Origin of the sequence: Gordonia sp. HS-NH1, from assembly GCF_001418765.1 — a bacterium.
In the GTDB taxonomy this organism is placed as follows: domain Bacteria; phylum Actinomycetota; class Actinomycetes; order Mycobacteriales; family Mycobacteriaceae; genus Gordonia.
Genome location: NZ_LIYC01000009.1, coordinates 18,616 through 33,825, shown reverse-complemented (window position 1 = coordinate 33,825; position 15,210 = coordinate 18,616). Strand labels below are relative to the sequence as shown.

At 69.6% G+C, this 15,210-nt stretch carries 14 protein-coding genes; 12 read left to right on the top strand and 2 right to left on the bottom strand.

Translation table 11 applies throughout. The features are described 5' to 3' along the window. The first annotated feature begins 7 nt into the window (after positions 1 to 7). Genes AMD30_RS08835 through AMD30_RS08825 form a run of 3 tightly spaced genes read left to right on the top strand, consistent with a single transcriptional unit; the run spans position 8 to position 2,117 of the window. Positions 8 to 979 carry a malate dehydrogenase gene (locus AMD30_RS08835; protein ID WP_193363278.1) on the top strand — a complete coding sequence of 324 codons (972 nt, stop codon included), beginning with the start codon at positions 8 to 10 and terminating at the stop codon, positions 977 to 979. 11 nt (positions 980 to 990) lie between these two features. Next, positions 991 to 1,821 carry a polyphosphate kinase 2 gene (ppk2, locus tag AMD30_RS08830; RefSeq protein WP_010843798.1) on the top strand — a complete coding sequence of 277 codons (831 nt, stop codon included), beginning with the start codon at positions 991 to 993 and terminating at the stop codon, positions 1,819 to 1,821. After that, positions 1,821 to 2,117 (top strand): DUF503 domain-containing protein, encoded by a 297-nt coding sequence (locus tag AMD30_RS08825; RefSeq protein WP_004022174.1) that lies wholly within the window; start codon positions 1,821 to 1,823, stop codon positions 2,115 to 2,117. The genes ppk2 and AMD30_RS08825 overlap by 1 nt, the downstream gene beginning before the upstream one ends. Here AMD30_RS08825 and AMD30_RS08820 read toward each other — a convergent pair. Then, positions 2,098 to 2,700, bottom strand: coding sequence for a mismatch-specific DNA-glycosylase (locus AMD30_RS08820; protein ID WP_055475387.1), 603 nt, complete (start codon positions 2,698 to 2,700; stop codon positions 2,098 to 2,100). The genes AMD30_RS08825 and AMD30_RS08820 overlap by 20 nt on opposite strands. Positions 2,701 to 2,740: 40 nt before the next feature. After that, positions 2,741 to 3,109 (bottom strand): VOC family protein, encoded by a 369-nt coding sequence (locus AMD30_RS08815; RefSeq protein WP_055475386.1) that lies wholly within the window; start codon positions 3,107 to 3,109, stop codon positions 2,741 to 2,743. A gap of 112 nt (positions 3,110 to 3,221) precedes the next feature. Here AMD30_RS08815 and AMD30_RS08810 point away from each other — a divergent pair, with 112 nt between their 5' ends. From AMD30_RS08810 to AMD30_RS08770, 9 genes are all read left to right on the top strand, one after another. Continuing rightward, positions 3,222 to 6,422, top strand: a complete 3,201-nt coding sequence (locus AMD30_RS08810) for an AAA family ATPase (protein WP_055475385.1) — start codon at positions 3,222 to 3,224, stop codon at positions 6,420 to 6,422. Between the two features lie 122 nt (positions 6,423 to 6,544). After that, positions 6,545 to 7,972, top strand: a complete 1,428-nt coding sequence (locus AMD30_RS08805) for an FAD-binding oxidoreductase (protein ID WP_055475435.1) — start codon at positions 6,545 to 6,547, stop codon at positions 7,970 to 7,972. Positions 7,973 to 8,040: 68 nt separating this feature from the next. After that, complete coding sequence (locus AMD30_RS08800) at positions 8,041 to 8,454, top strand: hypothetical protein (protein ID WP_055475434.1); 414 nt, start codon at positions 8,041 to 8,043, stop codon at positions 8,452 to 8,454. 115 nt (positions 8,455 to 8,569) lie between these two features. After that, entirely contained in the window at positions 8,570 to 10,198 is a 1,629-nt protein-coding gene (locus AMD30_RS08795) for an FAD-dependent monooxygenase (RefSeq protein WP_055475384.1), read from the top strand. A 69-nt stretch (positions 10,199 to 10,267) separates the two neighbouring features. Next, complete coding sequence (locus tag AMD30_RS08790; protein ID WP_055475383.1) at positions 10,268 to 11,572, top strand: polysaccharide pyruvyl transferase family protein; 1,305 nt, start codon at positions 10,268 to 10,270, stop codon at positions 11,570 to 11,572. A 72-nt stretch (positions 11,573 to 11,644) separates the two neighbouring features. Beyond that, complete coding sequence (locus AMD30_RS08785) at positions 11,645 to 12,847, top strand: serine hydrolase domain-containing protein (protein ID WP_231632668.1); 1,203 nt, start codon at positions 11,645 to 11,647, stop codon at positions 12,845 to 12,847. Between the two features lie 67 nt (positions 12,848 to 12,914). Continuing rightward, positions 12,915 to 13,400: a PPOX class F420-dependent oxidoreductase gene (locus tag AMD30_RS08780; protein WP_055475381.1), complete on the top strand. Its 486-nt coding sequence runs from the start codon at positions 12,915 to 12,917 to the stop codon at positions 13,398 to 13,400. A gap of 34 nt (positions 13,401 to 13,434) precedes the next feature. Further along, complete coding sequence (locus AMD30_RS08775; RefSeq protein ID WP_055475380.1) at positions 13,435 to 14,403, top strand: daunorubicin/doxorubicin resistance ABC transporter ATP-binding protein DrrA; 969 nt, start codon at positions 13,435 to 13,437, stop codon at positions 14,401 to 14,403. Beyond that, entirely contained in the window at positions 14,400 to 15,203 is an 804-nt protein-coding gene (locus AMD30_RS08770; protein WP_055475379.1) for an ABC transporter permease, read from the top strand. The genes AMD30_RS08775 and AMD30_RS08770 overlap by 4 nt, the downstream gene beginning before the upstream one ends. Positions 15,204 to 15,210: the final 7 nt, after the last annotated feature.

Here is a 15,210-nt window from a genome sequence, read left to right as displayed (position 1 = left end):
CCGTCGGATGCCCGTCACCGTGACCGTGACCGGAGCGGCGGGCAGCATCGGGTACGCCAGCGTGTTCCGCATCGCCGCCGGCGCGATGCTCGGTCACGACCAGCCCGTCGCCCTGCGGCTTCTCGAGCTGCCACAGGCGATCTCCGGCGCGGTCGGGACCGCCATGGAACTCGACGACGGCGCCTTTCCGCTCCTGACGTCGGTGGACGTCCTCGACGATCCGCGCAAGGCGTTCGACGGGGCGAGTTTCGGTCTGCTCATCGGGGCCCGGCCGCGGACCAAGGGCATGGAACGGGCCGACCTGCTCGCGGCCAACTCCGACATCTTCGCGGCCCAGGGTTCGGTGATCAACGACGTTGCCGCGGACGACATCCGGGTGATCGTCGTCGGCAACCCCGCCAACACGAACGCCGCGGTGGCCGCCGCGCATGCACCCGAGGTGCCGGCCGAACGGTTCACGGCGCTGACCCGTCTGGACCACAATCGCGCGATCGCGCAGCTCGCCCGGCGCACCGGCGCGAGTGTCGACGAGATCAGCCGGGTCACCGTGTGGGGCAATCACTCCGCGACGCAGTATCCCGACATCTTCCATGCGCGGGTCGGCCGCCGGAGCGGCGCGGACATCGCCGCGGACCGCGACTGGCTCGTCGACGACTTCATCCCGACCGTCGCCCGGCGCGGCACCGCGATCATCGAAGCCCGCGGATCGTCGTCGGCGGCGTCGGCGGCCAACGCCACGATCGACCACGTCCACGACTGGGTTCTCGGCACACGGCCGGACGACTGGACGTCGGTGGCGTTGCCGTCGCCGGGTGTGTACGGCGTCCCCGACGGACTCGTCTGCTCGTTCCCGGTGCGATCGGTCGACGGGCGGTGGCAAATCGTGGAGGGTCTGGACATCAACGAGTTCTCCCGGGCGCGCATCGACGCGTCGGTCGCCGAACTGCAATCCGAGCGCGAGGCCGTCCGCACCCCGTAGTCTTTCTGCTCATGTCGAAGAAGGACAAACCGAAGCAGGCCAAGATCGCGAACAAGGTCTACGAGGCGGAACTGTTCCGGTTGCAGACCGAGCTCGTCAAACTCCAGGAGTGGGTCCGCGAGACCGGCGCCCGCGTGGTGGTCGTCTTCGAGGGACGCGATGCCGCCGGCAAGGGCGGAACGATCAAACGCATCAGCGAGTACCTCAGCCCGCGCATCGCGCGGGTCGCCGCGTTGCCCGCACCGACGGATCGTGAACGCGGCCAGTGGTATTACCAGCGCTACGTCGCACACCTGCCCGCGCCCGGTGAGATCGTGTTGTTCGACCGGTCCTGGTACAACCGGGCCGGCGTCGAGAAGGTCATGGGTTTCTGTACGCCCGAGGAGCACTCGCGGTTCCTGCGGCAGACCCCGATCTTCGAGCAGATGCTCATCGACGACGGCATCCTGCTGCGCAAGTACTGGTTCTCGGTGTCCGACGACGAACAGCTCAAACGATTCCGGTCACGTATGAACGACCCTGTCCGGCAGTGGAAGCTGAGCCCGATGGACCTCGAGTCGGTGTATCGGTGGGAGGACTATTCGCGCGCCAAGGACGAGATGATGGTCCACACCGACACCGCCCTGAGCCCCTGGTATGTCGTCGAGTCCGATGTGAAGAAGCACGCGCGGCTCAACATGATCTCCCACCTGTTGTCGACCATCGACTATGAAGAGGTCCCGCGTCCCCGCGTGTCCCTGCCCAAGCATCCGATCGAGTCGGGCAACTATCACCGGCCGCCGCGCTCGCTGTCCAAGTACGTACCCGACCACGTGGCGACGCTGATCCGCACCGACCACTGATGTGGATCGGGTTCTGCGAGTTCGACTATCTGCTCGGTGATGTTCATTCGCTGAAGCAGAAGCGGTCGGTGGTACGGCCGATCGTCGCCGATCTCCGCAAGCGGTACACGGTCTCGGCGGCCGAGGTGGGTCACCTGGACGTGCATCGTCGGACCGTCATCGGTGTCAGTGCGGTGGCCGCCGATCGCGGGCACGTCGTCGACGTGCTCGACGCCGTCGAACGGTCAGCTGCGGGCCACCCCGAGGTCGAGCTGTTGTCGGTGCGGCGCCGCGTCGTCAGCTCCGAGGACTTCTGAGGTCCTCCACCACCCCGGCGGCGACCGCGGCCCGACGGTAGGCGGCGGCGAGGGAGTCCACGGTCTCGTGGGCGTTCAGCCCGCTGGGGTTCGGAACCACCCACAGTTCGGCACCGTCCCCTGTGCCCACATCCCACGTCTCGTCCTGCCGTCCCGGCACGGCGTCGCGGCGCCCGAACGCGCTGCGGTAGGCGGTGATACCGGCGATGGCAACGACCCGCGGGCCGATCATCCGAACCCGCTCGCGCAGCCGGCGTCCGCCTTCACGGAGTTCGTCGACGGTCAGTTCGGCGGCGGTCGCGGTGGCACGCGGCACGACATTCGTGATTCCCACACCGCGGTCGAGCAGCAGCGCGCGGTCGGCGTCGGACATACCGCGTGAGGCGTCGATGACGTGGTCGACGATGCCGGCCTTGGCGAGCGCCGGGTAGAACCGATTGCCCGGACGCGCGAAATGCGCTCCGGTGGCCGCCGTCCAGAGACCCGGATTGATCCCGACGAACAGCAGCCTGCACCCTTCGCCGACCAGATCGTCGACGGTGCGGTCCTGATAGCCGAGGAGTTCGGCACGAGTGAATCCCATCAGGGGCACCCGTCGGTCGGCCGGACGACATGCCTGCGTGTCAGGACGTCGCCTCCGCCTCGTGCCTGGCCGACACACAGAACTGATTGCCGTCGGGGTCGGCCAGGGTCACCCACGCGAAGCCGGGCATCTCGCGATCGGCGATCTTGGTGGCGCCCGCGGCCACGAGTCGCCCGACCTCCGACTCGAGATCGTCGGTCGTCAGGTCGAGATGGATGCGGTTCTTCCCCGGTGTGGGGTCCTCGACCTGCTGGAACGCGAACAGCGGGGTGCCCTCCCCGACTGCGACGACGACGAAGTACCCGTCGTTCTCCTCGACGATCCGACCGCCGAGCTGGTCGGCCCACCACGTCGCCAGTGGTGCCGGCGCGAGCGCGTCGACGGTGATCATGCCCAGTGCGAGAGTCATGGCAGCCAAGCTACTCCCGGTCACCGACATCCGGGCTCGGTCGCACTGGGGGTCGCCGGGCGCGTTCGCCACTACCGCCCCACGGCTGCGGTCACCACCTAGACTCACGCTGATGCCCGAACTCTCCTACACGATCCTGGGCGGCCTCGGGGCTCAGATCGGTTCCGACCCCGTCGAACTCGGCACGCGCAAGCAGCGGGCGACGCTCGCCCAGCTGATCCTCGCCGAGGGCGCGCCGGTGCGCGCCGACAGTCTGATCGAGGGCATCTGGGGCGATTCACCCCCCGAGCGGGCGGAAGTGTCACTCCAGTCCTACATCTCGGGTCTGCGCAAGGCCCTCGAACCACACCGGAAGCCACGGACCCCCTCCACGGTCCTGCTCACCCACGGAACCGGATACAGCCTCCCCACGACCGCCGAGCAGGTCGACGCGCGTCGGCTGACCGCGCGGCTCGGCTCCGCACGCACCCTGATGCAGCGGGGCGACGCGGCGGGGGCCGCACCACTCCTGGCACAGGTGCTCGACGACTATCGCCCCCTGCTGCCGGAGTTCGAGGGCCTGGCGTTCCGGGACGAGGCCGCCGGACACCTCGACCGCATGGTGCAGGCCGCTCGGGAGATGTCCTTCGAGGCCCGGATGGCCGACGGCGACCACCGTCTGCTCGTCACCGAACTGGAGAGCGAGGTCGCGCGTTCGCCTCTCGACGAGGGACTGTGGGTGCTGTTCGCCACGGCGCTCTACCGTCTCGGTCGCCAGTCCGACGCCCTCGGTGCGATCGCCACCGCCCGTCGAATCCTGGCCGACGAGATCGGCGTCGACCCGGGACCGCGGCTCCGGACCCTCGAGAGCGACATCCTCGACCACGCTCCGCATCTCGACGTGCCGAGGGCGCCCCGCCCGGACACCGCGACCATCGCGTCGGACCTCGCCGACCCCGGCCCGACGACCCCGGCGGACACCGTTCCCGACCACGGTGTCGACACCCTCGAACCCGACGAGACGCCGTCGGTCGTGGGCCGGACCGAGGAACTCGCCGCCCTGCATCGCGCAGTGCTCGCCTCGATGTCGGGGCACGGGGGCGTCGTCGTGGTCGAGGGTGAGCCGGGCGCGGGAAAGACCGCGCTGATCGACGAAGCCGGCCGCCGAGCCGCGGGTGCCGCCGATCTGCTGGTCCTGTGGGGACGCTGCGTCGACGACCCGGCCGCGCCGTCGATGTGGCCATGGGTGCAGATCCTCGGTGCGGTGCTGCCCCGGCTCGATCCCGCCGATCGGGAACGTCTCCTCGACAGCTCGCTCGGCCGGATGGTGACCGAAGGCGTCAACGTGATCCCGCCGCCCCGGCAGATGCCCGATGCGGCCGCCCGATTCCAGTTCTACGACCAGGCCGCCGATCTCCTCGACGGAGTGGCCGCGACGGCGAAGCTGATCATCGTGCTCGACGACCTGCAGTGGGCCGACGGTGCGTCGCTGGAACTGTTCGCGCACATGGCCGCACGACGGACCACCGGCGTGACGTTCTTCGCCTCGCTGCGTTCGCCGTCGGCACGACCCGTCGTCGCCACCACGCTGGCGACGCTGGCCCGTCTCCCGGAACACCGGCGCCTGCACGTCGGACCGCTCAGCGGCGACGACATCTCCGAACTCATCCGGCGCGAGACCCGGCAGTGGCCGGAGGTCGCCACCGTGTCGTCGATCGAGCGACGAACCGGCGGCAACGCCTTCTTCGTCAGGGAGCTGGCCCGGATCCTGGCCGATCGCGGGTCCATCGCCGGCACCGCGGTCCCGTCCGGTGTCCGCGATGTGGTCCGCCAGCGACTGGTCGGATTGTCGCCGGAGACGACCGAACTCCTCGAGCTGGCGTCGCTCATCGGAACCCGCGTGGACCTCGTCCTCCTGGCGACCGCCGCGAACCGCCCGGTGGACGAGGCACTCGACCTGCTCGAGCCCGCGGGCGGTGCGGGGGTCATCGACCTCGGACCGGATGATCCGTTCGGTTTCGGGTTCAGCCACGACATCATCCGGGAGGCGATCGCGGACGGCATCGCCGCGATGCGCGCGCGACGGCTGCACCTCGCGATCGCCGACGCCCTCGCCGGCAACTCCTCGCCGCATGCGGTGACGAGAGTCGCCCGGCACCTGTGGTCCGCCGGACCGCTGGCCGATCGGGAACGCACCACCATCGCACTGCTCACCGCGGGTGACATCGCCTTGCGCACCTACGACTTCGACGGCGCACGCAGACATCTCGGAGATGCGGCGACGCTCGCCCGCTCGACCGGCGACCAGCAGGCGGAACTCGTCGCGATCACCACCCAGCTGGCCGGCGAGGTCGCGGCGCACGGCTACTTCGCCGCCGACCCCGTCCTGCAGGAGCGCGCCCGGACGCTGGCATCGACACTGGGCGACACCCGCCTGCTCGCGACCCTCGACTACGCACGCTGCGCGGCCCACATCCAGATCGCGGACACCGAGACCGGTCACCGCCTCGCGCAGGACCTGCGTCGGCGCGCCGAACGATCCGACGACCCGGTCGTCACCCACCTGGGCATGCACGCCGCCGGTATCGACGACTTCCACCGCGGGAACTTCGGTGCGGCGCATCGCATCCTGGAGACCTACGCGCCGATCGACGTCGATGTCGAAGGCCTGCGCGACGATCAGCTCGCGATGGCCCGCGGTTTCCGTGGCTGGGCGGCGACGGTGCACCTCGGCTCCGATGCCGGCCGGGCGCTGTTCGCGACGATGGCCGACGCCCATCCCGATCCCCGGTCGCAGTTCGGCATGGCCATCTTCGCGGTCGGCGCGGCGTCCATGCTCGGCGACGCAGAGTGGGTTCTGGATGCCGGTCCGGCCATCATGTCCGACGGCGCCGCCGCGCTCGCCTACCTCCGTCGTGGCGGCGAACGGATGTACTGGTGGGCGCGGGCGATGACCGGCGACCTCGACGAAGCACTCGAGCACATCGACCGGCTCGGGGCCGACGACATCGGCATGGAGGACCATCCGCGCACGGGTGAGGGCTACTGGCTGGGCCTGCACGCCGAGGTCCTGGTGGTCGCGGGCAAACTCACCGACGCCGCGACGCTCCTCGACCGGGCCGCGGACTTCGCCGGCCGCACGGGCGAACGCTATGCCGACGCACACCGTCTGATCGTCCGCGCCCGGTACGAATACGCCAACGGTCGCCCGGCCTCCGTTGTGGGCGCGACCCTGTCCGCCGCGCGCGACACCGCACTCGCACAGGAGGCGGACGGGCTGGTCCGGAGGATCGACGCACTGGCGTCGACCTGGGGACTCACCTCCCCCGCCTGAGCGCACCAAGTCCGTCTCAAGTCGCATCCAAGGACCTTCGGCGACCCTTGTCGGGAATCCGGCGCCGACCGGAGCCCGACGAATCCTGCCGGACCGCTCCGGCCGCAACCGAGGACCTGCCGATGACCGCAACACCCGCCTCCTCCACGCCCGAGAACACCGAACGCCTCACCGTCCGAACCCGCACCTCGGTGCTCGCACAACTCCGCGATCGGATCGCGGGTGACGTCTACGGTCCCGGCGACGCGGGCTACGTCGACGCACGATCGGGTTTCAGCCGGCTCGACGTGCATCGTCCCGCCGTGATCGCCGTTCCCGCCAACCACTTCGATGTCGTGGAGGCGGTCCGTTTCGCCGTCGAGGAGGACCTGCGCGTCGCCGTGCAGGCGACCGGGCACGGCACCGGCAGGCCGGCCGACGGCGGGTTGCTGATCAACACCTCCCGCCTCGCGTCGGTCAGCGTCGACCCGGTCACCCGGACCGCGCGCGTGGGTGCGGGCGCCACCTGGCGGACGGTTGTCGACGCCGCCACGCCATACGGACTGGCGCCGCTGATGGGCTCGGCGAGTGGTGTCGGTGCGATCGGATACACCCTGGGCGGCGGCTTCGGCTGGCTCGGTCGGCGCTTCGGCCTGGCGTCCGACCACGTGCTCTCGTTCGACCTGGTCACCCCCGACGGCACGCCGATCCGGGTCACCGACACCAGTTTCCCGCACATCTTCTGGGCGTTGAAGGGCGCCGGCGCAGGCGGCCTCGGCGTCGTGACGTCGATGGAGATCTCGCTCGTCGAGGTGTCGACCGTGTACGCGGGCAACCTCTTCTACCCTGCCGCCGACGCCGAAGAGATCATCCGCAGATTCCGGGACTGGGCACCCGCGCAGTCGGACGCGCTGACCTCGGCGGTCGCCATCCTCAACCTCCCGCCCACCGACGACGTCCCGGAACCGCTACGCGGCCGGAGCTTCGCCGTCGTGCGCGGATGCTGGTCAGGCGATCTCGACGCCGGTCGCGCGGTCGTCGACGAATGGCGCGACTGGCGCACGCCCGTCGTCGACATGTGGGATGTGCTGCCGTTCGCCGCGATCGACGCCGTCAGCATGGATCCGACCGAACCGATGCCGGTGATGGTCACCACCGAATGGTTCGACGACCTCCCGGACGTCGCCGTCGACATCGTCGCCGCGAGGGTCCGGCCCGCCCCGGCATCGGCACCGCTGATCGTGATCGGCGAGATCCGCCACGCCGGCGGAGCGATCGCCCGCGGCGCGGAGCACGCGCCCAACGACCGGGCCCGGACGGGACGGTTCCTCCTCGAACTCGTCGCGGCGGTGCCCGACCCCCAGGTGGCGCTGGCGGTCGAGTCGACGCTGCGCGTGACCCGCACCGAGCTTGCGCCGTACGTCACCGGCGCCGCCTATCTCAACTTCACCTCGGGTACCGAACGGGTGGCCCGCGCCGACGACGCGTACAGCTCGGACCACCGACGACGTCTCGACGAGATCAAAGCCGCCCTCGACCCGTCGAACCGCTTCTGCCACGGCGACATCTGACGGGACGACCCGGGCGGGCGATCACGGCCCACTTGCCCCGGCGCGCACTGTGTGCGCTGATGGTCGGCATGACTGATCCGTCCGGACTCCGGTCCCACAGCGCGGACGATGCCCGTCCCCTCCTGGTCGTCGACGGCGCCAACGCCGTCGGTTCGGTGCCCGACGGCTGGTGGCGCGATCGCCGTGGTGCCGCCGAACGACTGCGGACGCGACTCGAGGCCGTCGCCCTCGGTGGCCTCGCGGGACTGCCGGGACCGCTCGAGGTGGTGCTCGTCGTCGAGGGCCGGGCTCGCGGAGTCGAGGCGAGCGAACACGTCCGGGTCGTCGAGGCACCCGCCGAAGGCGACGACACGATCGTCGAGGTCGTCGCCGACTCGAGCCCGCACCGGGAGCGGATCGTGGTCACCGCCGACCGCGAACTGCGGGCCAGGGTCGTGCGATTGGGCGCACGGGCGATCGGTCCCGCCGCCATCCCGCGGTAGTCCGCCGCTCGGTGACGTCTGTTCGGCGTCCGCTTTCTCCGACTTGTCACCCGGTCGGCGCGATCGGCCGATAATCTCCTGAGCATCGGCGACCGGCCGACCACAGGAGGATTCCATGACCGAAGCAGATGTCCTGATCGCCGGTGCCGGACCCATCGGCCTGACCGCCGCCGTCGAACTACGCAGGCGCGGAATCCGTGTCCGCATCGTCGATCCGCTCCTCGAACCTCCGCAGTACGCCAAAGCTGTCGGCATCCAGCCCCGCACGCTCGAGGTGTTCGAGAGCATGGGCGTCGTCGGACCGGTGCTCGACGCCGGCCTGGAGATGCGCGGTCAGCTCGTCTACGTCAACGGAAGTCAGGTCTCACGGGTCGACCTCACGACACCGCCCGATGTTCCCTACCGTTTCCACCTGCTCCCCCAGTACGCGACCGAGCGCATCCTGCGTGAGCGACTCTCCGATCTGGGCACCGAGATCGATCGGGGCACGGCGGTCTCGGCATTCGAGCAGGACGCAGACGGCGTGACCGTCACCCTCACGGGTCAGGACGGGGAAACCACCGTCCGGGCGGGCTATCTCATCGGCGCCGACGGTGCGCACAGCGTCGTGCGCAAGGGACTGGGGCTGAGCTTCGAAGGCGGCGCCTTCACCGAGCAGTACATGCTCGGCGACGTCGTGGTGGACTGGTCGATGCCCCGCGGCTACGCCATCCGATCGATGCACCAGACCGCGGACGGCACCACCGACGACCAACTGGTGTGCATCCCGCTGCCCGGCCGCGGCCGCTACCGGATGTCCATGCTGGTCCCCGACGAGCTGGCGGTCGCACCGACGACCGGCGGAGACGGTGTGGCCCACGGCTTCGAGGGCACCCGCGCGCCGGAGTTGTCCCACATCCAGGCCGTGGTCGACAGGCTCGCGCCCGAGCCCGCAACGGTCTCGCACCTGCGATGGTCGTCGGTGTTCCGCATCAGTCATCGGATCGTCGATTCCTACGGCCGCGGACGCGTGTTCGTCGCGGGCGACGCCGCCCACATCCATCCGCCGACCGGTGCGCAGGGCATGAACACCGGCGTGCAGGATGCGCACAACCTCGCCTGGAAACTCGCGCTCGCCGTCACCGGGGTCGCCTCCGACGCGCTCCTCGACAGCTACGACCTCGAGCGCCGGCCCGTCGGCGAGGAGGTGGTGGGACGCACCGTCCGAGACGCTCGCGAGGGCATCGGCGCCGGTTCCACCGACATGGACTTCATCATGCGGCGGGAGGCCCAGCTGCTGATCTCCTACGCCGACAGTCCCGCCGTCGCGGGGTCGACGGTGCCCACCGCCCCGGCCGCGCCACGGGCAGGCGAGCGCGCGCCGGACGCGACGGGCCTCAGCCGCGAATCGGTCAATCACCCGGTGCGCCTGTTCGGCGTGCTGGACGGCGTCGACCACTCGCTCATCCTGTACGCGGACGCCACCGCCGGGACCGGGGACGTCGCGGTTCTCGAATCCCTCGCCGGCGAGATCTCCGCGAAGGCGCACGGCCACATCGACATCCATGTGATCGCGGCCGCGACGGCACAGGTCGGCAGCACCGATCTACCGCTGCTCCGCGACACCGACGGCCGGTTCGCCGACGGCTACCTCCCAGACGGTTCGACGGTGTTCGTCATCCGGCCCGACGGTTACATCGGATACCGCGGCCCCATCGCCGACACCAAGGCCGCACTCGCCTACCTCGAGGGCACGTTCGGGTAGCTCTCGCGGGCCCCCCGGCACACCGTCCGGCGGGGGCCGATGCCCGGGCACGCCGTAACGTTGGGGACCGTGACGAGACGACCGGCAACCGACCGTCCGCTGTTCCGGACCGCGGGCATCCTCGCCGACCGCATCGGCATTTCGGTCCGGCACCGCACCGCCGATTCCCGGCTCGGCCGCGCGATGGGCACCGGCGAGGTGATCTATCTGGTGGCCCCGGCCGGTCATCCGAACTACGGCGACGAACTCATCGCCCGGACGTGGCTGCGACATCTGGCTCGGGTGCGCCCGAACGCCACGGTCGTGCTGGACTGCCACAGCCCCGGTACGGCCACGACGCTGCTGCACGACGCACATCCGAACATGCTCGTCGTCGACACGCTGTGGCAGTTGACCACCTACGCGGCGGACGCCGAACAACAGGACCCCTGGGAATGGGTGTCGTCCGCTGCGCTCGACTCCGGTCTCGCGCCGCGCGTGACCGCGGGTATCGACCTCCTGCACTCGGCGACCACCATTCACCTACTCGGTGGCGGTTACCTCAACACCGTGTGGCCGCACCACGTTTCGTTGTTCGTCGCCGCCGCCGGAGTGGCCCGGCGATCCGGCGCCCGACTCGCCGCGACCGGTCAGGGACTCGTTCCCGCACTGCAGGGCCGGGCTCGGGCCGCGCTGACCGAGGCGTTCGCCGCATTCGACATCGTGGACGTGCGCGACACCGCGTCGGTAGACGTACTCGACGGCGCCGTCGCGGCACGGCATTCCGGTGACGATGCATGGCTGGCTCTGCACCGGCCCCGACCTCCGCTGTACCGCACCGACCCGCCGGCCGAACGGGGTGTCGTACTCTGCCTCCAATCCGATCTCACCGAGCGTTTCGTCGGGCCACGGGCGACCGGCGTCGAGGCCCTGGCCGATTTCGTGCACGCGACCCTCGACGCCTGGGACGTGCCCGGATCGGCGGTCACCGTCGTCGAAGGAATCCCGGGGCACGACAACGAGGTTCCCTACCTCCTCGGTCCGCGCCTGGCCGGCGCCACCGTCCTCAACTTCCGCGACGTGTGGAGTGGCGGGTTGCCCGCCGGGCATCGAAACACGTGGATCAGTACCCGGTTCCACCCGCATCTCATGGCCGCGGCCGCGGGCGATCCCGGGGTCGCGGTCGTGGCGATGCCGGGGTACTACTCCACCAAACACCGGTCCCTGATCGAGGCCGGCTCGGACTGGACCGTCGTGGATTCCGGTACGTCTGTACCGGACCGACCGGACGGACACGGCTTCGACGCGGTCGCGCGGGAGCGGGCGGTCGCGGCCAAACTCGCCACGGCCATCGACATCTACCCCGTCCCGCCGGTGCTGGCACACCGCATGTGACTCCTCGCCGGAACCTTTGCGGCTTTTGTCTCAATCCACCTCGCCGCGCCGGTCTGCCGCTACAGTGAGCGGATGAGCCGAAAGCCTCTGCGCGCCACCGTCCTCCTCCGTATGACGACGCTCGGTGCGGTGGCCGCACTCGGCCTCGTCGCGTGCTCGCCCTCGGAGACGGCGTCGGGTACGGGATCGTCGGCACCGGCGTCCGGTTCGGGACAGACGACCTCGGTGCCCGCCGACACCGCTGCGGCATTCCAGAAGGCGATCGACGACACGCGCGCCGCCGGCGACCTCCCCGGCGTCATCGCCCGGGTCATCTCGCCGGCCGGAACCTGGACGGGGACATCGGGTGTGCGGGCGGCCGGCGGGAACGAGCCCACCGAACCCGCGGACCATACGCGGATCGGTTCACTCACCAAGACGATGACCGCGACGCTCCTGCTCCAACTCGTGCAGGAGGGCCGGGTCTCCCTCGACGATCCGATCGAGAAGTATGTCCCGGACGCACCCAACGGCACCGCGACGCTGCGGCAGGTCGCCGACATGACCAGCGGCATACCGTCGTACACCGCCTCCGAGGCCTTCGACCGCAGGTTCTTCGCCGATCCCGAAAGCGTGTGGAGCCCCACCGAACTCGTGGACACCGCGAAGGCGCTGCCACCGAGCTTCCCGCCGGGGCAGGGCTGGCAGTACTCGAACACGAACTACGTCCTGCTGGGTCTGGTCATCGAGAAGGTGCTCGCCAAACCCATCGGCGAGATCTTCGCCGACCGGATCTTCACGCCGCTCGGAATGGACGAGTCCTCATGGCCCGGCGGGTCCGTCGAGATCCCCGATCCACACCTGAACGGACTGACCGACCAGGGTCAATCCGACGGTAAGACGGTCGATTCCACTCGCTGGAATCCATCCTTCGCCTCCACCGCGGGCGCCGTGATATCGACGATCGACGACCTGCAGACCTGGGGCGAAGCGCTGTTCACCGGACAGGGTGTCCTGGATCCGGCGACTCAGCAGCTCCGCCGGGATTCGATTCTCACCTCGCCGGCGCCCAACACCGCCACCTCCGGATATGGCATCGGTATCGGGAACCGCGACGGATGGTGGGGCCACGACGGCGATTTCCCGGGATACAACACCTCGCTGTTCCACGACTACGAGTCGGACACGACGATCATCATCGTGATCAACACCGACGATGCCGTCACCGTCGACGGCAAGTCCATGGCCCCGGTCTACGCGGTCCAGGCGGGCCTCGTCGCCGCACTACCCGACTGAGTCCGGCACCTCACCCGAATCGGAACGGGGCCCACTCCGACACCGGTCCCCGCGTAAAGTCGGCGGCATGGCCAGAACAGTCGCGAAAGCCGATGTCGTCGACCGTGCCGGACTGCTCGAGTTCATCCGGCCGCGTCACCACATGATCCTCAGCACCGTCCGATCCAGCGGCAGTCCGCAGATGTCGCCGGTCACCGGCGGGGTCGACGAACAGGGTCGCATCGTCATCTCGACCTACCCCGGTCGGGCCAAGGCCGCGAACCTCCGGCACACTCCTGTCGCCACCGTCGTGGTGCTCTCCGACGACTTCAACGGCGCCTGGGTCCAGGTCGACGGCGACGCCGAGGTGCTCGACATGCCCGAGGCCGAAGATGCACTCGTGGACTACTTCCGCAGCATCTCCGGTGAGCATCCGGATTGGGACGAGTACCGCGCCGCGATGCGGACCCAGGGCAAGTCGCTGATCCGCATCACGCCGACGAGTTGGGTCCCGGTCGCCACCGGCGGATTCCCCGCCGACGTCGCGGCACGACTCGACGCCGACGATCGATGATCGACGCACGCGGCACGACGACGGACCCGATCGGTTGACCGCCGCCGCCGACATCGAGATCAGCGGACTCACGAAAAGCTATGGCGAGCACCGTGTTCTCGACGGCATCGATCTGCACGTTCCCGCGGGCGGCGTGACCGCGCTCCTGGGCCCCAACGGTTCCGGGAAGACGACGACCGTCGGCATCGCCTCGACCCTGTTCCCCGCCGACTCGGGAACGGTGACCATCGGCGGCTACGACACGGTCGCGCAGACCCGGTCGGTCAGAGCGATCATCGGCGTCACCGGCCAGTCGGTCGCCGTCGACGATCTGTTCAGCGGGCGAGACAACCTCGCTCTCATCGCCGACCTTCGCCGGCTGGGCCGGCGCAGCGGGCGGGCACGAACGCAGGAGTTGATCGAACAGTTCGACCTCGTGGAGGCCGCCGACCGCCCGGTGTCGACGTACTCCGGCGGAATGCGCCGGCGGCTCGATCTCGCGATGACGCTCGTGGCGATCCCGCGCGTCATCTTCCTCGACGAACCGACCACAGGACTCGACCCCAGGAGTCGTCGGATGCTGTGGGAGACCATCTCCCGGCTCGCCGCCGACGGCGTCACGATCTTCCTCACCACGCAGTACCTCGAGGAGGCCGACCACCTCGCCGACCGCATCGCCGTCCTCGACCACGGACACATCGTGGCCGAGGGAACAGCTGCGGAGTTGAAGAGCCGGGTTCACGCCTCCGAGGTGCGCCTGACGTTCGCCGACCGCGACTCGCTCGACGCGGCGGCCTCGCTGCTCCCGGATGCGCGTCGCGTCACCGACTCACGGCGCCTCGACATCGCGACAGACGACACCGTCGCCACGATCCGGACCACTCTGAATCGGCTCGAGGCCGCAGGGGTACCGGTCGCCGACGTGAGCGTCCATGCGCCGACACTCGACGACGTGTTCTTCGCCCTCACGGGCAACCCGGCTCCCGAGGTCCCCGACCCGGATCAGTCCGGAGCGGGATCATGACGGCCCTGGCCCACACGGTGTCGGATTCGCGGGTCATGATCCGCCGCAACGTTCGTCGGCTCCTCCGGTTCCCGGCACTCACCGTGATGCTGGTCGGAATCCCGGTCGTTTTCCTGCTGCTCTTCGTCTTCGTGTTCGGCGGGCAGCTCGGCGCCGGGATGACCACGCAATCCGGTGACAGCGGGCGGGCAACCTACCTCGACTACGTGGTGCCCGGGATCGTGCTGGTCACCGTCGCGTCAGCGGTGCAGGGTACCGCCATCGTCGTGGCGATGGACATGACCGCGGGAATCATCAACCGATTCCGCACGATGGACATCGCCCGCTCCGCGGTCCTGACCGGTCACGTGGTGGCCAGCCTGCTCCAGGCACTGTTCAGCATCGTCCTCGTCCTCGCCGTTGCGGTCGCGATCGGGTTCCGACCGACGGCCGGCCCTCTCGACTGGCTGGGCGCGTTCGGGGTGACCAGCGTGTTCGCGATCGCATTGATCTGGCTGTCGGTCTATCTCGGACTGGCGGCGAAAAGCGTGGAGACGGCCAGCAACACACCGATGTTCCTCACGATCCTGCCTTTTCTCAGCACGGGTTTCGTCCCGGCCGAGTCGCTGCCCGCCGGGCTGAGGCAGTTCGCGGAGTATCAGCCCTTCACGCCCGTCATCGAGGTCCTGCGCGGTACCCTCACCGACGCCTCGGTCCCTGCCGGGAGCGTGATCGCGGCACTCGCCTGGAGTGTTGCCATCGGCGGGGCCTCGTACTTCCTCGCCCTCCGAACCTATGAGCGGCGGCGCATTCCCGGATAGGGTCGTC

What these genes read in the sequence shown, in the direction of transcription:
- AMD30_RS08835 (WP_193363278.1), top strand. Translation starts at nt 8, where the DNA reads ATGCCCGTCACCGTGACCGTGACCGGAGCGGCGGGCAGCATCGGGTAC.
- ppk2 (WP_010843798.1), top strand. Translation starts at nt 991, where the DNA reads ATGTCGAAGAAGGACAAACCGAAGCAGGCCAAGATCGCGAACAAGGTC.
- AMD30_RS08825 (WP_004022174.1), top strand. Translation starts at nt 1,821, where the DNA reads ATGTGGATCGGGTTCTGCGAGTTCGACTATCTGCTCGGTGATGTTCAT.
- AMD30_RS08820 (WP_055475387.1), bottom strand. Translation starts at nt 2,700, where the DNA reads ATGGGATTCACTCGTGCCGAACTCCTCGGCTATCAGGACCGCACCGTC.
- AMD30_RS08815 (WP_055475386.1), bottom strand. Translation starts at nt 3,109, where the DNA reads ATGACTCTCGCACTGGGCATGATCACCGTCGACGCGCTCGCGCCGGCA.
- AMD30_RS08810 (WP_055475385.1), top strand. Translation starts at nt 3,222, where the DNA reads ATGCCCGAACTCTCCTACACGATCCTGGGCGGCCTCGGGGCTCAGATC.
- AMD30_RS08805 (WP_055475435.1), top strand. Translation starts at nt 6,545, where the DNA reads ATGACCGCAACACCCGCCTCCTCCACGCCCGAGAACACCGAACGCCTC.
- AMD30_RS08800 (WP_055475434.1), top strand. Translation starts at nt 8,041, where the DNA reads ATGACTGATCCGTCCGGACTCCGGTCCCACAGCGCGGACGATGCCCGT.
- AMD30_RS08795 (WP_055475384.1), top strand. Translation starts at nt 8,570, where the DNA reads ATGACCGAAGCAGATGTCCTGATCGCCGGTGCCGGACCCATCGGCCTG.
- AMD30_RS08785 (WP_231632668.1), top strand. Translation starts at nt 11,645, where the DNA reads ATGAGCCGAAAGCCTCTGCGCGCCACCGTCCTCCTCCGTATGACGACG.
- AMD30_RS08780 (WP_055475381.1), top strand. Translation starts at nt 12,915, where the DNA reads ATGGCCAGAACAGTCGCGAAAGCCGATGTCGTCGACCGTGCCGGACTG.
- AMD30_RS08770 (WP_055475379.1), top strand. Translation starts at nt 14,400, where the DNA reads ATGACGGCCCTGGCCCACACGGTGTCGGATTCGCGGGTCATGATCCGC.